Genomic DNA, 19,897 nt, shown 5'->3' with positions numbered 1-19,897 from the left:
GGCAAATATGAAGCTTTTACTAGCTCAAAATGCATCCTATTATCCTGCACTGGGTGGAGCCAATAAGTCCAACCGAACGCTTATGGAAGCGTTAAGCCGCTTAGGGCACGATTGCCGCGTCGTTTCTACAGCATTGGTCAATAGCGCCTCAGAACAAGACCAGCGGGGTGTTGGTGAGCTTGAGGTTATATCCTCAAGCCCCGAAGTTTCCGTTTTCAACCTTAAAGGTGTAGCTATTCATGCTGTGAAAGTACGAGCAGCGATGGACAGCGCAAGGTTGAAGAATTATTTGATCAGGCAACTGAACGAATTTGCGCCCGACAGAATTTTAATTTCGACGGAGGACGTCGGGCATTTACTGCTGGAGGCTGCCGTGAACCATGCGGCTTCCAGAGTCGTGTACCTTGCCAGGACAACCCTCTATTTGCCCTTTGGGCCGGATTGTTTTTTGGAGGCGCCTGATAAAACAGAGCTGCTGCGGAAAGCGGCTGCCATTGTTGTCGTTGGCGATTATTTGAAGGACTATATGTGGCAGTGGGCCAAGCTCAAAGCAGAGGTGCTGCCCATTTCTTTGTTTGGCGATGGTCCTTTTCCCGACTTTGGAAATTTCGATAAAGGCTATATTGCCATGGTTAATCCATGTGCCTACAAGGGGATTTCCATTTTTCTAGAGCTGGCGCGCGCGTTTCCTAACCACGCATTTGCAGCCATACCGACATGGGGTACAACCTCCGATGATATGAAAGCGCTAATGGAGCTCAAAAATGTTCGTATTTTTGATCCAGTAGACGATATGAATAAGCTTTTCTGCCAAACCCGCGTTATGCTCGTACCGTCGCTGTGGGCTGAGGCCAAATCAAGAACGATCGTAGAAGCTATGCTGCGAGGCATCCCGGTGTTGGCAAGTGACGTCGGAGGAAATCCTGAAGCTAAGCTGGGAGTGGAGTATGTGCTTCCGGTAAATCCGATTAAGGGCTACAAGCAAGCCGTTGATGAGCGCAGCCTGCCCGTATCGGACATTCCGAAGCAGCATATAAAGCCTTGGCAAGAGGCATTGGAGCGTTTATTGCGTGAGAGGGAGCACTATGAGGATATATCACGGCGCTCCAGAGAGGCTGCGCTGGATTACATCGAAAATAGGGGAGGCAGCAGGCAGGTTGAAGCGTATTTGCTGAATTTGCAAGTCGGAGCGGAAAATACGCAGCAGCCAGAGCTTGTCCCTGCCTTTAAAGAGAATGCCGTTGCCCAAATGACCGACAAGCTTACTCCTGCGCAGAAGGCGCTGCTCGCCTTAAGGTTAAATAAAAAAAATCAAAGCCGGGGTAATGACCATGAGTAAAGGATTGGAGAACGAAGCGCTTGCTGATAAATGGAGTGGCCTTTCGGACAAACAGAAGGCATTGCTGGCTCTGAGGATGAAAAAACAAAGTATAGAGCAGCCGGCGCCAAGCTTGAAGATAACCCGGCTGGAGAGGAACGGCGAAGACCGTTTTATCGCCTCCTATGCGCAAAAGCGCTTCTGGTTTCTTGACCAGTGGCATACGAACAAGGCCGCCTATAATACCCATCTCGTTTCCAAGCTGAGGGGCAGGGTGGACGTGAACGCGCTCCAGCAAACCTTCGATGCGATTATGAACAGGCATGAGATTTTGCAAATGGTTTACCAAAATCGTGAGGATGAGGTTTATTGCTGCCGTCACCCCAAGCCGGTTATGACGATTGCTGAGAAATCCGTGAAGGCCTTCACCAGAACGAAGCTGGAGGGGGAAATCGAGGACTTTGTCCACGATGAGGTCCATAACCCTTTTGACTTGGCCAACGATTTGCCTATACGGGTGACTTTGCTGTCTGTCTCAAAAAAGGAGCATTACCTGATTATCGTCGTTCACCACATCGTGTCGGATATGTGGTCCCTCCGTGTCATGAACAAGGAAATTGAAGTGCTGTACAATGCCTATGCTGCTGGGCAGCAGCCGGAGCTTCCAGAGCTTCCCGTACAGTATATGGATTATGCCGTATGGCAAAGGAATCTATTAGAGGGAAAAGTAACAGAAAGACAGGTCCAATACTGGAAGGAGACACTCGCAGGAGCGCCTCCGTGTCTGCAATTGACGACGGATTTTCCCCGTCCAGATGTTCAAACCTATAATGGGAAAGTTCATAAATTTATTATTCCAGAGGGAATAGCGGACAAAATCCATACGCTTGCAAGTGCGGAAGCGATAACCCCCTTTGTTTTTTCATTAACGGCTTTTGCTATCCTGCTTAATCGCTATACGCAGGCTGATGATATCGTTATCGGCTCGCCGATTGCGGGGCGTACCCATAAAGAAGTGGAAGACCTAATGGGCTTGTTCATCAATACCCTCGCGATTAGAATTCAATTGTCTGGCAATCCCCGAATGAGGGAGCTGCTGCAAACCGTCAAAAAAACGGTTATGGGCGCAGTCGCAAACCAGGAGCTTCCGTTTGAAAAGCTGGTGGAGGAATTGCAGATTGAGCGTGATTTAAGCTATTCCCCGGTTTTTCAGGCGATGTTTAATTATCAAAGCATGGAGAAAACCGTTCTTCAGCTGAGTGAGTTGGAAGTCCGTCCTTTTTTGCGCAGCAACAATACGACCAAGTTTGATTTGAATCTTGCCGTCAAATATATTGAAGGCGAAATGACTTGCTTCTTGACCTACAACACCGATCTATTCCTTCCTGAAACGATACAGCGCATGGCCGGCCATTACATGGAGATCGTTTCCTCCATGGCTGACAGCTTAAGCTTAAAGGCTCATGAACTTGAGACGCTTACCCCACTAGAAAAACAAACGCTGCTCTCAGAATGGAGCTTTTCCGAATACAAAAATCATCCTGATGTTCCGTATGTTCACAAGCTCTTTGAGGAGCAGGTGCTGATAAGCCCAGATGCGATAGCGGTTGCTTGCCAGGGCAGATCCTACACCTACGAGGAGCTCAATCAAAGAGCCAACAAGCTTGCCCGCTATTTATCCGCGAAAGGAGTTGGCCCTGAAAAACGTGTAGCCTTGTTTGCGGAGCGTTCACTGGAAACCGTAGTAGGCATTCTGGGCATTTTGAAAGCAGGCGGAGCTTACGTTCCACTCGACCCGCTGTTTCCCGTTGACCGCATCAAGTACATACTGGACGATGCCTCAATTGATATTGTCGTTGCAGAGAAGCATTTAACAGTTTCTTTAGGCGATGCAGCAACTGCCGAATGGGTTTATCTGGATGCCGATTGGCCTGCAATCGCAGAGCAAAGCGGTGACAATATGGCAGTGCCGCTGCAGCCTGCCAATCTTATTTACATCATCTATACATCGGGCTCTACAGGCAAGCCAAAAGGGGTTGCGGTCGAGCATGGAAATTTTCTGAATTACTATTTTGGCGTGATGCAGCGGCTGGATGTCGAGCCGGGGCTTAAATACGCGATTGCTTCCACCTTTGCGGCTGACCTCGCCACCATTAACGTTTGGGCTGCTTTAAATACGGGCGGGCAGCTTCATATTTTGACCTATGACCAGTCCGTCGACTCGCAGCAATATGCCAAATATTTCAGGGAACACGGAATCGATGTCATCAAAATGGTGCCAAGCCATTTCAAGGCGCTGCGGGAACGGGCGAACCTCCACGATATCATTCCTAATAAACGGCTTATCCTTGCTGGCGAGCCCTCCTATTGGGACATGATTGATGACATCAAGGCAGCGAAGCCTGAGACGCAGATCCAGATCCATTACGGGCCGACTGAAACGACGGTGTCTATGCTGACCTATACCGTAACCGACAAAAGGCCTGTGCAGCATACATCGGTATTGCCGCTGGGCCGTCCGCTGCCGAATGTATCCATCTATGTGCTGGATGAACATTTGCAGCTCGCGCCTATAGGAGTTCCCGGGGAGTTATTCATTGGCGGACCTGGTGTTGCCAGAGCATATTTAGGCAGGCCAGAGTTAACCGCAGAAAAGTTTATTCCGAATCGATTTGACGCGCAGAAGGGCGGACGCCTTTACCGGACCGGAGATATTGTCCGTTATTTGGAAAACGGCCATATTGAGTTTTTGAGCAGGGCTGACGAGCAGGTGAAAATCAGGGGATTCCGAATTGAGCTGGGAGAAATTCAATCCTCGCTGCTCGAATACCCCGGCATCAAGGATGCTTTTGTGACCGTCCGTGAAGAGGCCAGCGGCGAAAAAAAGATCGTTGCCTATTATGTGCAGGACGGCTCACAGCCGGTTAACCTATCCGCACTGCGGAACGCTCTGAAGGAAAAGCTTCCAGGCTACATGATTCCTGCCGTATTTATGGAACTGGATAAAATGCCCTTGAACGCTAATGGCAAGGTGGAACGCAGCGCTCTGCCTGCTCCGAATGCCGTAGAAGCAGCTTCGGAAAGCGACTATGAAGCGCCGCGGGACGAATTGGAAGTGAGGATGGCTGCTGTATGGTCCGAGGTTTTGAACATCGAGAAAATAGGAATTAACGATGATTTCTTTAGTTTGGGAGGGGATTCCTTCAAGGCGGTCCAGGTCGTTCGGGGAATCGATCATGCGCTGAGCATTATCGACCTGTTCAAATATCCGACGATTGGGGAACTGTCTGCTATCGTTTCTCAAGGCAGTACGGACAGCGGGGATGTTCTCCACCGTCTTTCGAGAGAAAAGGACGCCTCCGAGGAGGTGGCCATCGTATGTGTTCCTTTTGCCGGGGGGAGCGCGATTTCCTATCAGCCGCTAGCGGATGCGCTGGCGGATCATTACGCCCTGTATGCGGTTCAAGTTCCTGGGCATGACTTCAGCAAAAAAGATGAAGCTCTTGAGCCCTTGGAAGAAGTTGCAAGGCGCTGTGTGCAGGAAATAAAGGACAAAGTATCCGCCCCATCCATCGTCGTCTACGGGCATTGTCTTGGAGGCGCTCTAGCAATTGAAATAGCTAGACTGCTGGAGCAAGAGAATATGAGCCTTGCTGGTGTCGTGATGGGAGGGAATTTTCCTGTATCGCAGCTGCCGGGCAAGCTGTTCAAGCTGTGGAACAAGCTATTGCCACGGGACCGCCGTATTTCAAACCGTGCCTATATGGATATGCTCCGTTCTTTGGGCGGCTTCAGCGAGACGCTCTCAGGGGAGGAACGGGATTTTATTATCCGCAGCCTCAGGCATGACCGTCGTGAAAGCGAGCGGTATTACTCGGATCGGTACGCCGCTGCTGAGCCTGCGAAATTAAAGGCGCCACTGCTTTGCATTGTCGGCGAGCGGGACAGGACGACCGAGTTTTACGAGGAGCAGTATAAGGACTGGGAGTTTTTCAGCAGCCATGTGGATATCGACCTGATTCCGAATGCGGGACATTATTTCTTTAAGCACCAGTCCCATGCCGTAGCGGATAGCATTGGAGCCGGCCTGAAAGCGTGGCAGCAGCAGAAGGAGAAACAGGAGAACGAGGGGTACGAGGACAACCAGAACCCAAATACCCGGGAAACGGCATCATCGCCGGAAGTGCTGCCGAATTTGCGAACGCTTTTCATTTTTGTATTTGGTCAGTTTATTTCGATGATGGGCTCCAGCTTGACGGGATTTGCAATGGGCTTATGGGTTTACAGCCATTCAGGCGCGATTATGGATTTTGCCGCAACGCTGGTGTTCCATCGCCTGCCGGGTATATTAATGCTTCCTTTCGCCGGCACTTTAGCGGACAAGCAGGATCGCAGGCTTATTCTCATTTGGAGCAATGTTTGCTCCGCGCTGGTCACGATTATGATTGCCTTGTTCTTTTACAGCAACTCGCTGCAGACCTGGCATATTTATGTCGCGGTGGCGGCTATATCGATCGCCAATGCCTTTCAGCGTCCGGCCTACTTGGCGGCAGTTGCCCAAATTGCGCCAAAGCGCTATCTCGGCCAAGCCAATGGAATTGTGCAGCTGGCTACCTCTTCAAGTGAAGTGCTGGCGCCGCTGCTCGGGGGCGTTCTCGTATTGACGTTTGAGCTGCCGGGCATTCTTTTCATCGACTTCCTATCCTTTCTGTTTGCTATATCGACATTGCTCTTTATTCGATTTCCGAATTCCTTATTCCGCAAAATTGAAGAGCCCTTTTGGGCCCAAATGGCCGGAGGCTGGAATTTTATAAGGAAGCGCAAAAGCTTCGTGGCGTTGATTTTGTTTTTTATGGTTTCCAATTTGATGCTGGGCATGGCCAACGTCCTCATAACTCCGCTCGTTTTAACCTTTGGATCAACTGTTGTACTCGGAATGGTGACCTCGGCCATCGGCATAGGGGGACTGGCAGGCGGAATCGCAATGGGTTTATGGGGCGGTACCCGCAGAAGGGCGGAGGGCATGATTGGTTTTAGCTTGCTAATCGGCCTTTCCTATATCGTGATGGGGCTAACGCCGATCGTTGGGCTGGTTATGGCAGGCGTATTCGCTTACGGTGTTTCGCTGTCGATGACAAATGCCCACTGGCAGACGCTGATCCAATCCAAGGTGCGGGCCGAGCTGCTGGCGAGGGTTTTTTCGATCAATCAGCTATTCGCTTTGCCTACCATTCCGCTGGGCTACTATATTGGCGGCCTGCTGTCGGACAACATTTTCAAGCCGCTGTTTGTCGATCATCCGGAGCTTGTGAAAAGCCTGGGCTGGCTCGTAGGCACGGGACCGACACGGGGAATCGGCCTGCTGTTTATTTTAATCGGCTTGTTTATGGCGGCATGGAGCTTCCTCGGACTAAGGTATAATCCGCTCCGGTATATGGACGATATTTTACCCGATGCCATTCCGGGGCCGCTGTTTATAAGGGATAAGGATCGCATACAGCAGGAGGAAGATCGGGAACTGGAGCGGATAAATAAACAACTGGCGAGTAAGAAAGTTTTTAGCAGGGGGAAGAGCTATGATATTTAATGTAATGACCGTATTGAACAGTGATTATTTTGACTTTGGAAAGCTGTTTGTTAATTCCTTTTATGACAATGTCGATTTAAGCCGGATTCATAAGCTGTACGTTTACGATACGGGACTATCCGAGGACGATAAAAAATATTTGTCTGTTTTTCCGCAGATGGAAATTGTATCAACCGAGCTGAACACGAAGCATGTGCTGCTTCACGATGAGGACTGGCGCAAAAATGTATACTCCAAAACCGCTTTTCTGCTGCAGGTCATTGAAAAGGATTCGCTGCCAACCGTCATGATCGATTCTGATTGCCTGTTCCTTGCCGATTTCACCTACTTAATACCGGAAGACGTTGATTTCGTCGCCTGCCGCCGCGAAGAGCAGGAAGCCTTTTGTGAATATATCGCCTCCTTCTTTGTGATCAATTCCATCGCCAAGGCTCCTGCCTTCATACGGGAATGGCGGGAGGAAATGTATTACGGGACGGAAAATCATAAGGAAAGCCCGGCATTGTCACGTTTGATCAATAAGGGCGGCTATCAGGTCTATGCAATCAAGGAAGATTTGGTATCCTACACCGGTACTGAATTGACGGCGGATGTAACCATTGCCCATATGAAGTCGACAAGAGGGCTGCGGACGGTCGAGCAGAGAGTTAGCCAGCCCCATTTGAAAGCGTATAAGGAAAAGTATTTGACGAAAATTCCTATAGCTGCTGTTGGGGAAGCGTTCGAAGCGATGTTTCGGGAGACGGCTGCGGAGGCGGCGCCCGAGCAAGGTGCCGGGAAGGAGCGCGCTTCTGCTTTGGACAATATTTCGCCAGAGAAAAGAGCGCTGCTGCTAAAACGGTTGAAGAAGGGCTGATTGCCTATATTTACGATATACGTTGCCTTCACAAAAAGAGGGAGTGTAGGAAATGGACCATTTGGAACAACGGTTAAAGCTCAAATATCCTCATCTTAAAAATCAGGTAAAAACGATTAAATCGCCGCTTCGCTTTTGTCCCTTCGGGGCTCATGTCGATCATCAAGCCGGGCTGGTAGCCGGGATGACGCTGGATATTTCGGTGGATATGGTTTATGTTCAGAATGAAGAGGAATATATAAGAGTGCAAAGCTTGGATTTCCCCGACGAGGAATATTTTCATCTGGATCAGGTTCCGGCGATGGTGCCGGGATTTTGGGGCAATTATTTAAGGGGGGCCGTCCTGGCTTTAAGAAAGCAAAATATTTTAAAGTACGGCATTTGCGCATTAGTTAGAGGCAAGCATCCGATTGGCGGCTTGAGCTCTTCAGCAGCGGTAACTACCGCCTATTTGCTGGCCCTTTGCGACGTGAACGGGATCAAAATTCCTTCGCTTGAGCTCATTAACTACAGTCACTGGGTGGAGAATCATTTTATTGGGCTGAACAATGGCATACTGGACCAGTCGATCAATATTTTAAGCCGCGAAGGCTATTTGACCGTGATGGATACCAAAACCAAAAGCTATGAGTTAATCGAAAGGCCGCAAGCGATGCCGGAATTTGAAGTCGTTATTGTTTATTCCGGTGTGAGCAAAGCCTTAATCGGGACCGACTATAACAACCGTGTAGATGAATGCAAAGTGGCCGCATGGCTTCTGCACGAGATGGCCGGCTTGCCGATGAAAAACCTGAAAGGGACCCAGCTCCGAGATATTGAGCATGAGGTTTACCGGGAGCATAAGTCAGGCTTGCAAGGCAGATTTCAAAAGAGGGCAGAGCATTTTTTCACCGAGAATGAACGTGTGAGGCAAGGCGCCGAGGCGTGGAAACAGGGGGACCTGCAAAAATTCGGCAGCCTGATGCTTGAATCGGGAGAAAGCTCCATTCATAATTATGATTGCGGCTGTCCCGAGCTGATCAGCATTTTCCGTATCCTCAAGCATACAGAAGGCGTATATGGAGCCAGATTCAGCGGAGCGGGCTATAGAGGCTGCTGTATTGGGCTCGTAGATCCCGCTTATAAGGAGCAGATCAAAGCCGCCATTGATGCACAATATCCAAAGCAGCATCCAGCGTATAAGGATTTGTATCAGGTTAGCTTCAGCAAAACCGATGATGGCGCGCGAATTATATAACTGGGGTTAGAAGCGAGGGAAATACGAATGAAGGCCATTATTTTAGCAGCGGGTTACGCAACTCGCCTTTATCCTTTGACCAAGGACTTTCCAAAGCCTCTTCTGGAGGTTGGAGGGAAAGCAATCATGGATCATATTATGGAGAAGATTGAAAGGGTTAGCTTGATTGACGAGATTTTTATTGTGACTAACCATCGTTTTTATGGGCATTTTGTTAATTGGGCGAGCCAATCAGACTATTTTAAGCCGATTAAAGTCATCGATGATCTAACGACTAGCAATGAGGATCGCTTAGGGGCTATTGCCGATTTGCAGTTTGTCCTGGAACAGGAAAAGCTGGACGATGATGTTCTAGTCATGGCCGGCGACAATTTGTTCGACTTTGAACTAACGGAAATGGTTCATTTCTATCAAATGGCAGGTACAGATACGATTGCAGCGCATGAGATAGATGACATCGATTTTCTGAGGCGCACAGGTGTCATACAAATCGATGGCAATGGAACAGTCATTGCTTTTGAGGAAAAGCCTGAACAGCCCAAATCCAATTTGGCATGTCCGCCGTTTTATATTTACGGGCAGTCAACACTGCCTTTAATCAAGCAGTATTTGGTAGAGGGCAACAACGCTGATGCACCGGGCAATTTTGTGCCTTGGCTGATTCGGCATAAAGAGGTTCATGCCTACAGGTTTGAAGGGCAGCGCTTTGATATCGGGACATTGGAGAGCTATCAAGAGGCTAGAGCGTTATTCGCGAGGCAGAATTAGTAGATAAAATAGCTAGGGTGTGTATGCAAGCCTAAGTCGCCCTGCTACTCCTTATTTGGAGGACTGAGGTTCCGCTATTCTGGCTGTTGAGCCGATTCCAGGCTATGAGCGGACAGGAAATCCGTTATAACCCTCATTATCCCGTCAAAACAGCTATTGGTGGCACATTAGCGGCTCCTGAGTCCGCGTCCTGCGCCTTAACCCGTGATTCCGTTGGAATAGCGGCTCCTGAGTCCGCCAAGTCTATCTTTGTGGAGGTAGAAACATTAAAATCCCCAGCTCCTCCAATCCGTGAAAAAGGAGGAGCTGGGGATTTATTAGGTTGCGAGCAATAGGTTCTTAATGCAGCGTCTGCAAAGCAGCCGGCGTAAACGGAATTAATTCATCTTGCCGTCCGTCGCGGACTTTATCTGACCAGGCAGGATCGACGAGCAGGGCACGGCCGACAGCTACGAGATCAAATTCGCCTGCATCCAGGCGTGAGGCCAAATCATCCACATTGGCGTTTTCTGCGCCTTTGCCTTCGGTGAAGAGGCTCATGAAGTCGCCGTCCAAACCTACGGAGCCAACAGTAATCGTTGGTTTGCCGGTAAGCTTTTTCGTCCAGCCTGCAAAGTTTAGGTCCGAGCCTGCAAATTCCGGCTCCCAGAAGCGGCGGGTTGAGCAGTGGAAAATATCTACGCCAGCTTCAACAAGCGGAGCAAGAAATTGTCCCAATTCCTCAGGAGTGCTCGCAAGCTTCGCTGTATACTCGGACGATTTCCACTGTGACAGACGGATAATAATCGGGAAATCAGGCCCTACAGCTTGGCGGCAAGCTTCAATGATCTCAACCGCAAAACGTGTTCTGGACAGCATATCGCCACCATAACGATCCGTCCGTTTATTCGTTTTCTCCCAGAAAAATTGGTCGATCAAATAGCCATGTGCGCCATGCAGCTCAATGCCGTCAAAGCCAATCCGTTTTGCATCAGCAGCTGCTTGCGCGTAAGCTGCAACAAGGCCTTTAATTTCGGCTTCGGTCAAAGGCTCATTAACAACCTCGCCCTCGGCGGTAACACCTGAAGGACCAATCGGCAGTGCTTCCGGGTTCGGATGGGAGCCGACCTTGCGCGTTGTGCCAACATGCCAAATTTGCGGAACGATTTTGCCGCCAGCTTGGTGAACGGCTTCAACGACTTTTGCCCAGCCATTTAATGCAGCTTCGCCATGAAAGTTAGGGATGTTTGGATTATCAGTGGCAGCCGGATGGTTAATCAGCGTACCCTCTGTCACAATTAAGCCAACACCGTTTTCGGCGCGGCGTCTATAGTAGGCAACTACATCTTCGCCCGGAACGCCATTTGGAGAAAAACCGCGGGTCATTGGTGCCATTACAATACGGTTAGGCAGTGTAAGTGGACCTGCTGAGAAAGGCTTGAACAACGATTGAATTGAGCTCATGAATAAAATACCTCCTAATTGAATAAAAAATCTATAATTCTATAAAAATAGATATAAAAGCATGAAATGAGCAGGAGTAAGCAAGGTTATAGCTCATCCTGAATCATTTCTTTGAAAAACTGAATGTTAGCTTCATTACGCCTGTAATAGGTGTGCTGCCCGATCCGTTTCGACTCCAGTAAGCCTGCTTTATGCATTTTCACTAAATAGCTGGATATAACGGATTGCGCAAGTCCTGTTTTTTCTGCAAAAGAACCGACACATACGCCTCCAGCAAACTGACACGCATCGGTTAGATGGCATTGAGGCCCAAAATGCTCCTCAGGCGTTTTCAGCCATTTTAAAATATGGTACCGTTTCTCGTTAGACACAGCTTTAAGTATTGACAAAGTATCCATGAGGCTTAGTATATCTATTTTTATAGAAATGTCAAATTGTTGTTTTATAAAATATAGGAACGGGTATCGTAACGCGATCCGTTCTCTATATTTCTCGGACTGAAACGCGCCGCGCCGCCGAAGGACGGCGACAGCCGTTTCACCTTGAAATATAGGAAAGGATGTCCTAACGCGATCCGTTCTCTATATTTCTCGGACTGAAACAAGCCGCGCCGCCGAAGGACGGCGACAGCCGTTTCACCTTGTGCCTATTTGTGAGCGAATGGTTGGATTTTGCGCTTATTCCGTTATCGGGAACCAGCCTGGCGCATGCGTAATCGCTCCCCATAAGCCATTCGGGATGACGAGGCGCTCCTGATCTTGCTTGGATAGCGTAGTCACAATATCCTGCTCGTTGCCTTGCTTGATTTTCTCCGTCCAATCCGGGTCCATAATGAGCTCGCGGCCAAGGGCGATAAACGGCACGCCGGAGTTTTTCGCCTCAAGCGCTTCTTCTGCGGTTGTGATGCTGCCGACACCGATGAACGGAATGTGCTCGCTGTATTTTTCGACGAACCATGCCATGCGGCTTTGCGAATCCTGCTCGCCTCTGCGCGGCTTCGACCAGAAATCTTGAAGCGACACATGCAAATAATCCAGCTTCATCTCGATTAGAGCGTTAACCAGATGGTACGAATGCTCCATCGTTAATCCTTCTTCTTCCGGCTCCTCCGGCGAGAAGCGATAGCCTACAAGAAACGGCTGCGGCGCCATAGCGGCTGCCTTCTTAACAGCTTCAACGACGTAGAGCGGGAACGCCATACGTTTATGAACAGAGCCGCCCCAGTCGTCGGTACGCACATTGGAAGCCGGGGAGTAAAATTGCTGCAGCAGGTAGCCGTTGGCACCGTGAATTTCAACGCCGTCAAAACCAGCCTCAATCGCGCGGCGTGTCGCTTCGCCAAAGTCGGCGATAATCGACTTGATTTCCTCCTCGTTCAGCTCGCGTGGCACAATTCCGCCCTCCTGCTGGGCAATGCTGCTGGCACTCACCAAATCATCATTTGGCACTAGGCCAGGGAAGCATGATCTTCCGCCATGGAAAATTTGCAAAATCGCTTTCGCACCTTGGCTTTTAATAGCATCGGCCAGACGCTTGAGGCTTGGAATCATTGCGTCCGTATCCGCGCCAAATTCGCCGGGGAAGCCTTTGCCGTTGCGGCTCACGTAGACGCACGCTGTAACGACGATGCCGGGCCCAGCACTGCGGCGGCTGTAGTAGGCAAGCTCTTCATCAGGCACTGTGCCGTCCGGATTGGACGAGCAGGTTGTCATGGGCGCCATGACAATTCGATTATGTACAGACATGCCGCTCGCGAAAGTGAATGGTTCAAATAAAGGCTGAAATTGTGGTTTCATCAGTAGTTCCCTCCAGTTACGAAATGCTATGTGCTTTATTTTATATCAGATAATTACGAAAGGAAAGTGGAGTGGAAAGGTTGCTTAAATGAAAGGGCTGGTATATAATCAACCAGATTTGCAAACAACTGAAAAATTGTGGGAATAAGGTGCAACAGCTGCGGCTGGAGCTTAAAAGGGAAGTTCGGTGCAAAACCGACGCGGTCCCGCCACTGTTACGGATTAGCTGAAGCTACAAGGCCACTGATCTCGCTTAGCGGGATTGGGAAGGCAGCTTCCAGTACAATTTCCGGTAGCCAGGAGACCTGCCTGTTCTGACAACACTGCTGTAACCTACGGAGGATAGGGAAGTGTTAGCGCGCATGCTTATTTGCTATGATGGAAAATAACAATAACAGGCAGCTCTATCTTTCCTATGACTGGAGGTAGAGCTGTCTTTTTTTGCGGATTTTTGCAGGAAGATGATTTTGCTAGAGGGAGAGGAAATAGAGAAGATGAAACGTACACAAATGGCAAAAAACAAAAAAACAATAGGTGTTTTATTTAGCCTATGCTTGCTGCTGGCGCTAATGGGGTGCAGTGGCGTTAACGGTTCCAATGAATCAGGCAGCAATAATGAGCTGTCGCAGCAGTCTGCTGCTCCGTCCGCCTCTACAGCAGCTGCTTCTGAAGAAATCGTGCTGGCTGCGCCGCGGGATTTAGCACCGGGACCGCAGGATGCTTATTACACGAGCACCATTCTGTATGTATGGGAGCCGTTGATTTCCGCTTCCGAGGATGGAAAGCCTGCTCCAAAGCTGGCGGAAGCGTGGGAAATGTCTGCTGATGCCAAGGAATGGACCTTCATGCTGCGCAAAGGCGTCACCTTCCATGATGGCGCGCCATTCAACGCGGACGCGGTACTTGCAAATTTTGCCCGTTACAAGCAAGTGAGCCCGAAAAGCTCGCCATTCTATACGCTCGACATCAACAATTCATACCCAAGCCTTCAGGAAGTCGTGAAGGTTGATGATAGCACGATTAAGCTTGTTTTCGACAATCCGCAGCCGACGCTGCTGTATTCGATGATCAACTTTTCAAGCCCGATGTACAGCCCGAATAATTTTGACGAAAATGGCGACTTTAACGGCCTGCCGCAAGGGACAGGCCCTTTCAAGCTTGTGCAGCATGAGAAGGATCAATTTTCACTGCTAGAGGCTTACGACGGTTATTATGGCGAAAAAGCAAAAGCCCAAAAAATCCGCGTCCGCGTCATACCGGACCCTGATACAAGGCTTGCTGCCTTGAAATCTGGAGAGATTTTGGGCGTCATGGATTTGGGCGCTATTCCTCCTGCCCTTGCCGAGGAGCTGCTGAAGGATGAACGCTTTGCTGTATCGACGGCAAAATCGACGATTTCCCATTACCTGCATCCGAACGGTGCCAAAGCGCCATTCAATGATGTGAAAATGCGTCAGGCGCTGAGCCTGATGATTGACCGCGAGCAGCTGGTGAAGGAGCTGTATTTGGGCTATCCGACCGCTACGGCGAACATTTTGAATGCGACATCGCCGTTTTATAAGGACATTCCTGTCGTCCATGATTCAGAAAAGGCAATCGCCCTGGCGCATGAGGTGCTTGGGGACAGCAGGCAGGCGGTTACGCTAATTGTGCCTACCTATGGACTCGATCGTTATCCGTATAAAGCGCAAGCCGAGCTGCTTCAGGCTGTGCTTCAAGAGCTGCAGCTGGACGTGACGATTCAAATATTGGATGGTGCGGCATACAAGGAAGCACAGGCACAAGGAAACTTCGATCTGGCACTGGCCATTCAGGGGCTGCCGAATGGCGATCCTTATTCGATTTTGAACAATTATATGGCGAGCGAAGGCTCAAGCAATATCAGTTATACGCTTGGTTACAGCAATGCCCATGTGGATGAGCTGTTGAAGCAGGTGAAGACGACGCTGGATATGGATGACCGCGCTGCGATTTATAACGAGCTGCAGGATATTGCAGCCGAGGAATTGCCGACGATTCCGCTGTTTAATGATGCGAGCTTAATTGCGTACAGCAAAGAAATTACCGGATACGGTGCACTTGTGTATGGTACAACGCTGCCGCAGCTGGAGCGGGTGCAATAAGATGGCCTATTTCATTCGGAGGTTGGCGGCGGCGGTTCCCGTTCTGATTGGCATTACGTTTATAGCCTTTGCCTTAAGCGTCGCTTCTCCGGGTGATCCGGCTGTCGAACTGCTGAGCATGAACGGCTTCAGCCAGCCGACCGAAGAGCAAATTGCTTTGAAAAGAGAAGAGATGGGGCTGAATGATCCGCTGCTCATTCAGTATGGCCATTGGTTATCAAAGGCGCTGCAAGGTGATCTTGGCACGTCTTATATGACGAAGGAATCGGTTAGCGGCGAGCTGCTGCGCCGCCTGCCAGCAACATTAAGCCTATCTTTGCTAGCTGTCCTGTTCGCCGTCCTGCTTGGAGTGCCATCCGGCATGCTCATGGCGATCCGGCGCAATCGGCTGTTCGATCATATCGGCAGGGCGCTTGCGCTGATTTTGGTTTCCATTCCTGGATTTTGGCTGGCGATCATGCTCATTGCCTTATGGTCGGAGAAGCTGCAGCTGCTCCCGACTAGCGGCTACGGCACCTGGAAGCATTTGCTTATGCCAGCGGCGGTGCTTGCTTCCGGTACAGGCGCCATATTGATGCGGCTGACGCGTGCGGCGCTGCTGGAGGAGCTGAATAAAGATTATATGCTGACAGCCCGAGCGAAGGGGCTGCGTGAGAGCTTTATTGTGCTTCGGCATGCGCTGCGCAATGCTTGTATTCCGTTGCTCACGGTTATCGGCAGTTATTTTGGAGCGATTGTTGGCGGCTCCGTCATCGTGGAAGTTATATTTGCGGTACCGGGCATCGGGCGCTTTGCGATGGACGGTATTTTTCGCAGAGATTATCCGGTCATTCAGGGCTATGTCGTATTTACCGGTCTCATCTACGTGCTGTTTAATTTGGCGACAGATTTATGTTACGGGCTCGCTCATCCGCAAATCAGGCTGGGAGGGAAGCTGCGATGAAGATGTCCTACGGGGTGGCCGCGGGCGTGCTTGCCTTCGTACTGCTTGCCAGCTTGCTGGCACCGCTGCTTGCTCCTTATGACCCGAATCAGATTAATATGGCGGAAAGGCTTGCGCCGTTGTCCTCCGCACATTGGCTAGGAACGGACACGCTGGGAAGGGATGTGCTGAGCCGCATTTTGTATGGCGGAAGGGTGTCGATCTTGCTCGCGGTCGCTGTTACGCTCGCTACAATGCTCGTTGGCCTGCTGCTGGGCACCATTAGCGGTTATGCTGGCGGTTGGACCGATGAAGCCATTCAAATTGTCGTTAGCATTTTTCAAGGGCTGCCGGGTCTTGCCCTTATGCTGGCCATTGCAGGTACGCTCGGTCCTGGGGTGAAAAGCCTGTTTGTCGCGCTGCTCTTCACCTCATGGGCGGATTTCTCTCGGGTTGTGCGCGGCGAGGTTATGAAAATTCGCGAAGAAAGCTACGTGGAAGGCATCCGTGCTTTAGGAGCGGGCCATGCGTATATCATCGTCAGGCATATGCTGCCAAATTTGTTAGGGCCGCTTATCGTGCTGTTCACCATTCGGATTGGGCGAGTTATTCTATCTATCGCCTCGCTTAGCTTTCTCGGTCTAGGCTTGCAGCCGCCAGCGGCAGATTGGGGAGTGATGGTGAATGATGCCCGGCCGTATTTTCGCAGCTATCCGCATCTGATGATCGCCCCCGGTCTTTGTATAGCAGTTGTATCGCTATGTATCAACTGGCTGGGTGACGGGCTTCGGGATAAGCTGGATACACGGACGGAGAAAGAGCATTCACTGCTGTAGGAGGAATGAAGTTGAGCGAAACGCTTATCGTAATCAAGCAGCTTAATGCATCCTTTCAGACAAGGGAAGGACTGGTGCAGGCGGTAGATGGGGCCTCGCTTGAGCTGAAGCGTGGCCGCATTTTTGGACTGATTGGCGAGACCGGGAGCGGCAAATCGGTGCTGGGCCTTTCGCTGGTGAGGCTGCTTCCCGCACAGGCTTCTATCAGTGGGAGCATCCTGTATAAAGGCATGGATTTGCTAAAGCTGAGCCCAAAAGAAATGAGGCAAATACGGGGGAGGGAAATCGCCCTCATCCCGCAAAATCCGGCAAGCTCGCTCAATCCGGTGATGACGCTGGGCAGTCAGCTGCGCGAGGCGATTCGCGCTTATGCAGGTAGAGCGGGGAACAAGCAGCTTAACGCGCAGGCTGCTGGTCTGCTGCATGCCATGAATATGCCGGATGCCGAGCAGCAGCTGCGGCGCTATCCCTTTCAGCTGAGCGGTGGAATGAAGCAGCGTGTGCTGGCGGCAATGGGACTTGCCGGAAGCCCGTCTTTGCTTATTGCCGATGAGCCGACGAAAGGGCTTGATGCTTTAATCCGCGTTCAGGTGACGGAAATGCTGGCCAATATGGCGAGGCGCACAGGTGCGGCGCTGCTGCTCATTACGCATGATCTGGATGCAGCGCGGGTGCTTTGCGATGAAGTGGGCGTCATGTATGCCGGTCAAATCATTGAGCAGGGACCAGCGAAGGAGCTGTTTGCACAGCCGATGCACCCTTATACGCGCGGATTAATCGCATCTATGCCCAGCAGAGGAATGATACCGATAGCTGGAACAGCGCCAGGTTTGACGGATAAGCCTGTTGGCTGCAAGTTTTATGAGCGCTGCAGTTTTGCGATGCCGCGCTGCAAAGCCGAGCAGCCTGACTTGTACAAGGCAGCTCACACCGTCATAACGAATAAGGCAGTTGACCAAGTAAGCGGCATGGCTGAGGGTCAGCAAGCGGCAGCCCCGCATACAACCGCCCTGCATACAGCCGTCCCGCAAGCAGTCTCCCAGCACAAAGCGAGGTGCTTCCTTTATGCTTGAAATCATTGAGCTGCACAAACGGTATCGCAGCAGCTGGCTAACAGGCAAAGGTCATCAGGCGGTGGAGCCAACAACCTTTCATATCGCTGAAGGCGAGTCGCTGGGGTTAGTTGGGGAGAGCGGCAGCGGAAAATCAACGCTTGCGCGGCTGCTGCTAAAGCTGATTTCGGCTGATGGCGGCCGTATTATATATAGAGGAACCGATATAAGCGGGTATTCCATGAAGCAGATGAGGCCGCTGCGCCGTGAGCTGCAAATCATGTTTCAGCATCCGCACTCCGCGCTTAATCCCCGGCGGACGCTGCTGGAAAGCCTGCTTGAGCCAGTAATGCTGCATCGACTTATGAATAAGGCAGCAGCCAGGGAGAAGGCACTTGAACTAATGGAGGTTGTCGGGCTGCGGGCAGAGGTGCTGACGCGGTATCCCCATCAGGTAAGCGGCGGGCAAATTCAGCGAATCGTCATTGCCCGGGCCTTGATGCTGGAGCCGAAGTTTCTCGTGCTGGACGAGCCGACGTCGATGCTTGACGTTTCAGTGCAGGCGCAGGTTACCCAGCTGCTCCAGCGCATTCGCAAGGAATATGGGCTGACTTATTTGTTTATTTCGCATGATTTGGCGCTGGTGCGGCATATGTGCGATCGAATTGCGGTTATGAAAGAGGGACGTATCGTTGAGCTTGATGAGAGCGAGTGTATAATGCAGCGCCCGCAGCATCCTTATACGCAGCAACTGGTGAATGCTTTTCAAGCTTTCTCGCAGTGACGACCATAGCCCTCATGCTAATCAATCGTTCAACTTATATAGATTTTGCAAAAGGAAAGGAACGTGTGTGGGATGAAGGAATGGTACAACGAAGCTGGCTTGACGCCCGCAGCCTACTGGACGCTCGCTTGGGAGCAGGCAGCCCAAAGCGATTCCCGCGTCGGCAATGATGCCGAGGAAGAAAGCTACTGGCAGCAGCATGCGCCTGTTTATGATGAACGCAATCCGCTTGCGCCGTATACGGCGGAGCTAATGGGCACCGTTATAGCAAGCTTGCGGAGCGAGGATGAACTCCTTGAAGTAGGCCCAGGAACGGGCGGATTTACGCAGCTGCTTGCTCCATATGTGGGCAAGCTTACTGTCGTGGAGCCTTCGGCGGCGATGTATGAAATACTGGCAAGAAGCTGGGAGCAGTCTGGTTTGGCGCAAGCTGTGCCGGAGGCGATACATGCGAAGTGGGAAGAGTCGTCGGGGCTGGCTTGTGATGTGCTGTTCAGCGCCAATGCCTTTTACCGGATACGCGATATGAAGGAGAGCCTTGCCCAGATGAATCTTACTGCGAGGAGGCGCGTCTATCTCGTGCAGTCGATCGGGCTGCCTTTTGCCCATCCGCTGCGGGCTATGTATGGCGGAAAGCAGCTGGAACGCAGCCGCGCACAGGTGATTTGCGATGTTTTGCAGGAAATGGAAATCGCCCATCAAATGGACACGTTCGCTGTGCAGCGCAAAAGCGGGGCGATTCATGATGTTGCCCTGATTTCCTGGGATACGTAACGCACCAGACATAGAGTACAAGTTGAAAAAGCAGCAGCATGTGAGCGAATATCGCTAGCATCTGCTGCTTTTTTTAAAATATAAGAGATTATAAGTTTCACCCTTATAATGGAATGGGCTTATATTTCACAGCGAAACGGTAGCTTTGCCGCCAGAGGACGGCGAYAGCCGTTTACGCTTGAAATATAGGAAAGGATATGATTTTCTCATCCTTTCTCTATATTTCTACGCGAAACGTAGCTTTGCCGCCAGAGGACGGCGAWAGCCGTTTACGCTTGTACGAAAGCATCTATTCCGTTTTACACCCGGGTACTTGTCGATTTCTTGCAACTCAGAGTATAGTAATAACTTATAATGCATGTGCAGGCTCCTCAAGTGCTGCGCAAGGAGGGAGCCTGCTA

General features: G+C 50.7%; 14 protein-coding genes and 1 riboswitch. Of the genes, 11 read left to right on the top strand and 3 right to left on the bottom strand.

The window, feature by feature from the left end:
• Positions 1-7 precede the first annotated feature (7 nt).
• From ASF12_RS28020 to ASF12_RS28000, 5 genes are read left to right on the top strand one after another with little or no spacing between them, the layout of a single operon-like run.
• Entirely contained in the window at positions 8-1,339 is a 1,332-nt protein-coding gene (locus ASF12_RS28020) for a glycosyltransferase family 4 protein (RefSeq protein WP_056041755.1), read from the top strand.
• The gene (locus tag ASF12_RS28015; RefSeq protein WP_056041753.1) at positions 1,332-6,905 is read left to right on the top strand and encodes a non-ribosomal peptide synthetase/MFS transporter; all 5,574 of its coding nucleotides are present in this window, start codon (positions 1,332-1,334) and stop codon (positions 6,903-6,905) included. Before ASF12_RS28020 ends, ASF12_RS28015 begins: the two co-directional genes overlap by 8 nt.
• Positions 6,895-7,761, top strand: a complete 867-nt coding sequence (locus tag ASF12_RS28010; protein WP_056041752.1) for a hypothetical protein — start codon at positions 6,895-6,897, stop codon at positions 7,759-7,761. Before ASF12_RS28015 ends, ASF12_RS28010 begins: the two co-directional genes overlap by 11 nt.
• Positions 7,762-7,813: 52 nt before the next feature.
• Entirely contained in the window at positions 7,814-8,998 is a 1,185-nt protein-coding gene (locus tag ASF12_RS28005) for a GHMP family kinase ATP-binding protein (RefSeq protein ID WP_056041750.1), read from the top strand.
• A gap of 27 nt (positions 8,999-9,025) precedes the next feature.
• Positions 9,026-9,766: a nucleotidyltransferase family protein gene (locus ASF12_RS28000; protein ID WP_056041747.1), complete on the top strand. Its 741-nt coding sequence runs from the start codon at positions 9,026-9,028 to the stop codon at positions 9,764-9,766.
• 339 nt (positions 9,767-10,105) lie between these two features.
• Here ASF12_RS28000 and ASF12_RS27995 read toward each other — a convergent pair whose 3' ends face one another.
• From ASF12_RS27995 to ASF12_RS27985, 3 genes are all read right to left on the bottom strand, one after another.
• The gene (locus tag ASF12_RS27995; RefSeq protein WP_056041745.1) at positions 10,106-11,209 is read right to left on the bottom strand and encodes an NADH:flavin oxidoreductase; all 1,104 of its coding nucleotides are present in this window, start codon (positions 11,207-11,209) and stop codon (positions 10,106-10,108) included.
• An 86-nt stretch (positions 11,210-11,295) separates the two neighbouring features.
• Positions 11,296-11,607: an ArsR/SmtB family transcription factor gene (locus ASF12_RS27990; RefSeq protein WP_056041743.1), complete on the bottom strand. Its 312-nt coding sequence runs from the start codon at positions 11,605-11,607 to the stop codon at positions 11,296-11,298.
• A gap of 279 nt (positions 11,608-11,886) precedes the next feature.
• The gene (locus tag ASF12_RS27985) at positions 11,887-13,005 is read right to left on the bottom strand and encodes an NADH-dependent flavin oxidoreductase (RefSeq protein WP_056041742.1); all 1,119 of its coding nucleotides are present in this window, start codon (positions 13,003-13,005) and stop codon (positions 11,887-11,889) included.
• A 129-nt stretch (positions 13,006-13,134) separates the two neighbouring features.
• A riboswitch (cobalamin riboswitch) is annotated at positions 13,135-13,332 on the top strand.
• Positions 13,333-13,499: 167 nt separating this feature from the next.
• Between ASF12_RS27985 and ASF12_RS27980 the strand changes: the two genes are divergently transcribed.
• The 6 genes from ASF12_RS27980 to ASF12_RS27955 all read left to right on the top strand — a co-directional run bounded on the left by ASF12_RS27980 (position 13,500) and on the right by ASF12_RS27955 (position 19,496).
• Positions 13,500-15,128 carry an ABC transporter substrate-binding protein gene (locus tag ASF12_RS27980; protein ID WP_235533307.1) on the top strand — a complete coding sequence of 543 codons (1,629 nt, stop codon included), beginning with the start codon at positions 13,500-13,502 and terminating at the stop codon, positions 15,126-15,128.
• 1 nt (position 15,129) lies between these two features.
• Positions 15,130-16,071, top strand: coding sequence for a nickel ABC transporter permease (gene nikB / locus ASF12_RS27975; RefSeq protein WP_056041740.1), 942 nt, complete (start codon positions 15,130-15,132; stop codon positions 16,069-16,071).
• Positions 16,068-16,886: an ABC transporter permease gene (locus ASF12_RS27970; protein ID WP_056041738.1), complete on the top strand. Its 819-nt coding sequence runs from the start codon at positions 16,068-16,070 to the stop codon at positions 16,884-16,886. Before nikB ends, ASF12_RS27970 begins: the two co-directional genes overlap by 4 nt.
• A gap of 5 nt (positions 16,887-16,891) precedes the next feature.
• A complete protein-coding gene (locus tag ASF12_RS27965) occupies positions 16,892-17,959 on the top strand; it encodes an ABC transporter ATP-binding protein (protein ID WP_081419094.1) in 1,068 nt (355 codons plus the stop codon).
• Complete coding sequence (locus ASF12_RS27960; RefSeq protein ID WP_056041737.1) at positions 17,952-18,722, top strand: ATP-binding cassette domain-containing protein; 771 nt, start codon at positions 17,952-17,954, stop codon at positions 18,720-18,722. The genes ASF12_RS27965 and ASF12_RS27960 overlap by 8 nt, the downstream gene beginning before the upstream one ends.
• A 72-nt stretch (positions 18,723-18,794) precedes the next feature.
• The gene (locus ASF12_RS27955) at positions 18,795-19,496 is read left to right on the top strand and encodes a class I SAM-dependent methyltransferase (protein ID WP_056041735.1); all 702 of its coding nucleotides are present in this window, start codon (positions 18,795-18,797) and stop codon (positions 19,494-19,496) included.
• Positions 19,497-19,897: the final 401 nt, after the last annotated feature.

The sequence above is a fragment of the Paenibacillus sp. Leaf72 genome (genome assembly GCF_001422685.1).
In the GTDB taxonomy this organism is placed as follows: domain Bacteria; phylum Bacillota; class Bacilli; order Paenibacillales; family Paenibacillaceae; genus Pristimantibacillus.
Note: the sequence above shows the minus strand (reverse complement) of the source record. Positions and strands in the feature narration are given on the sequence as shown.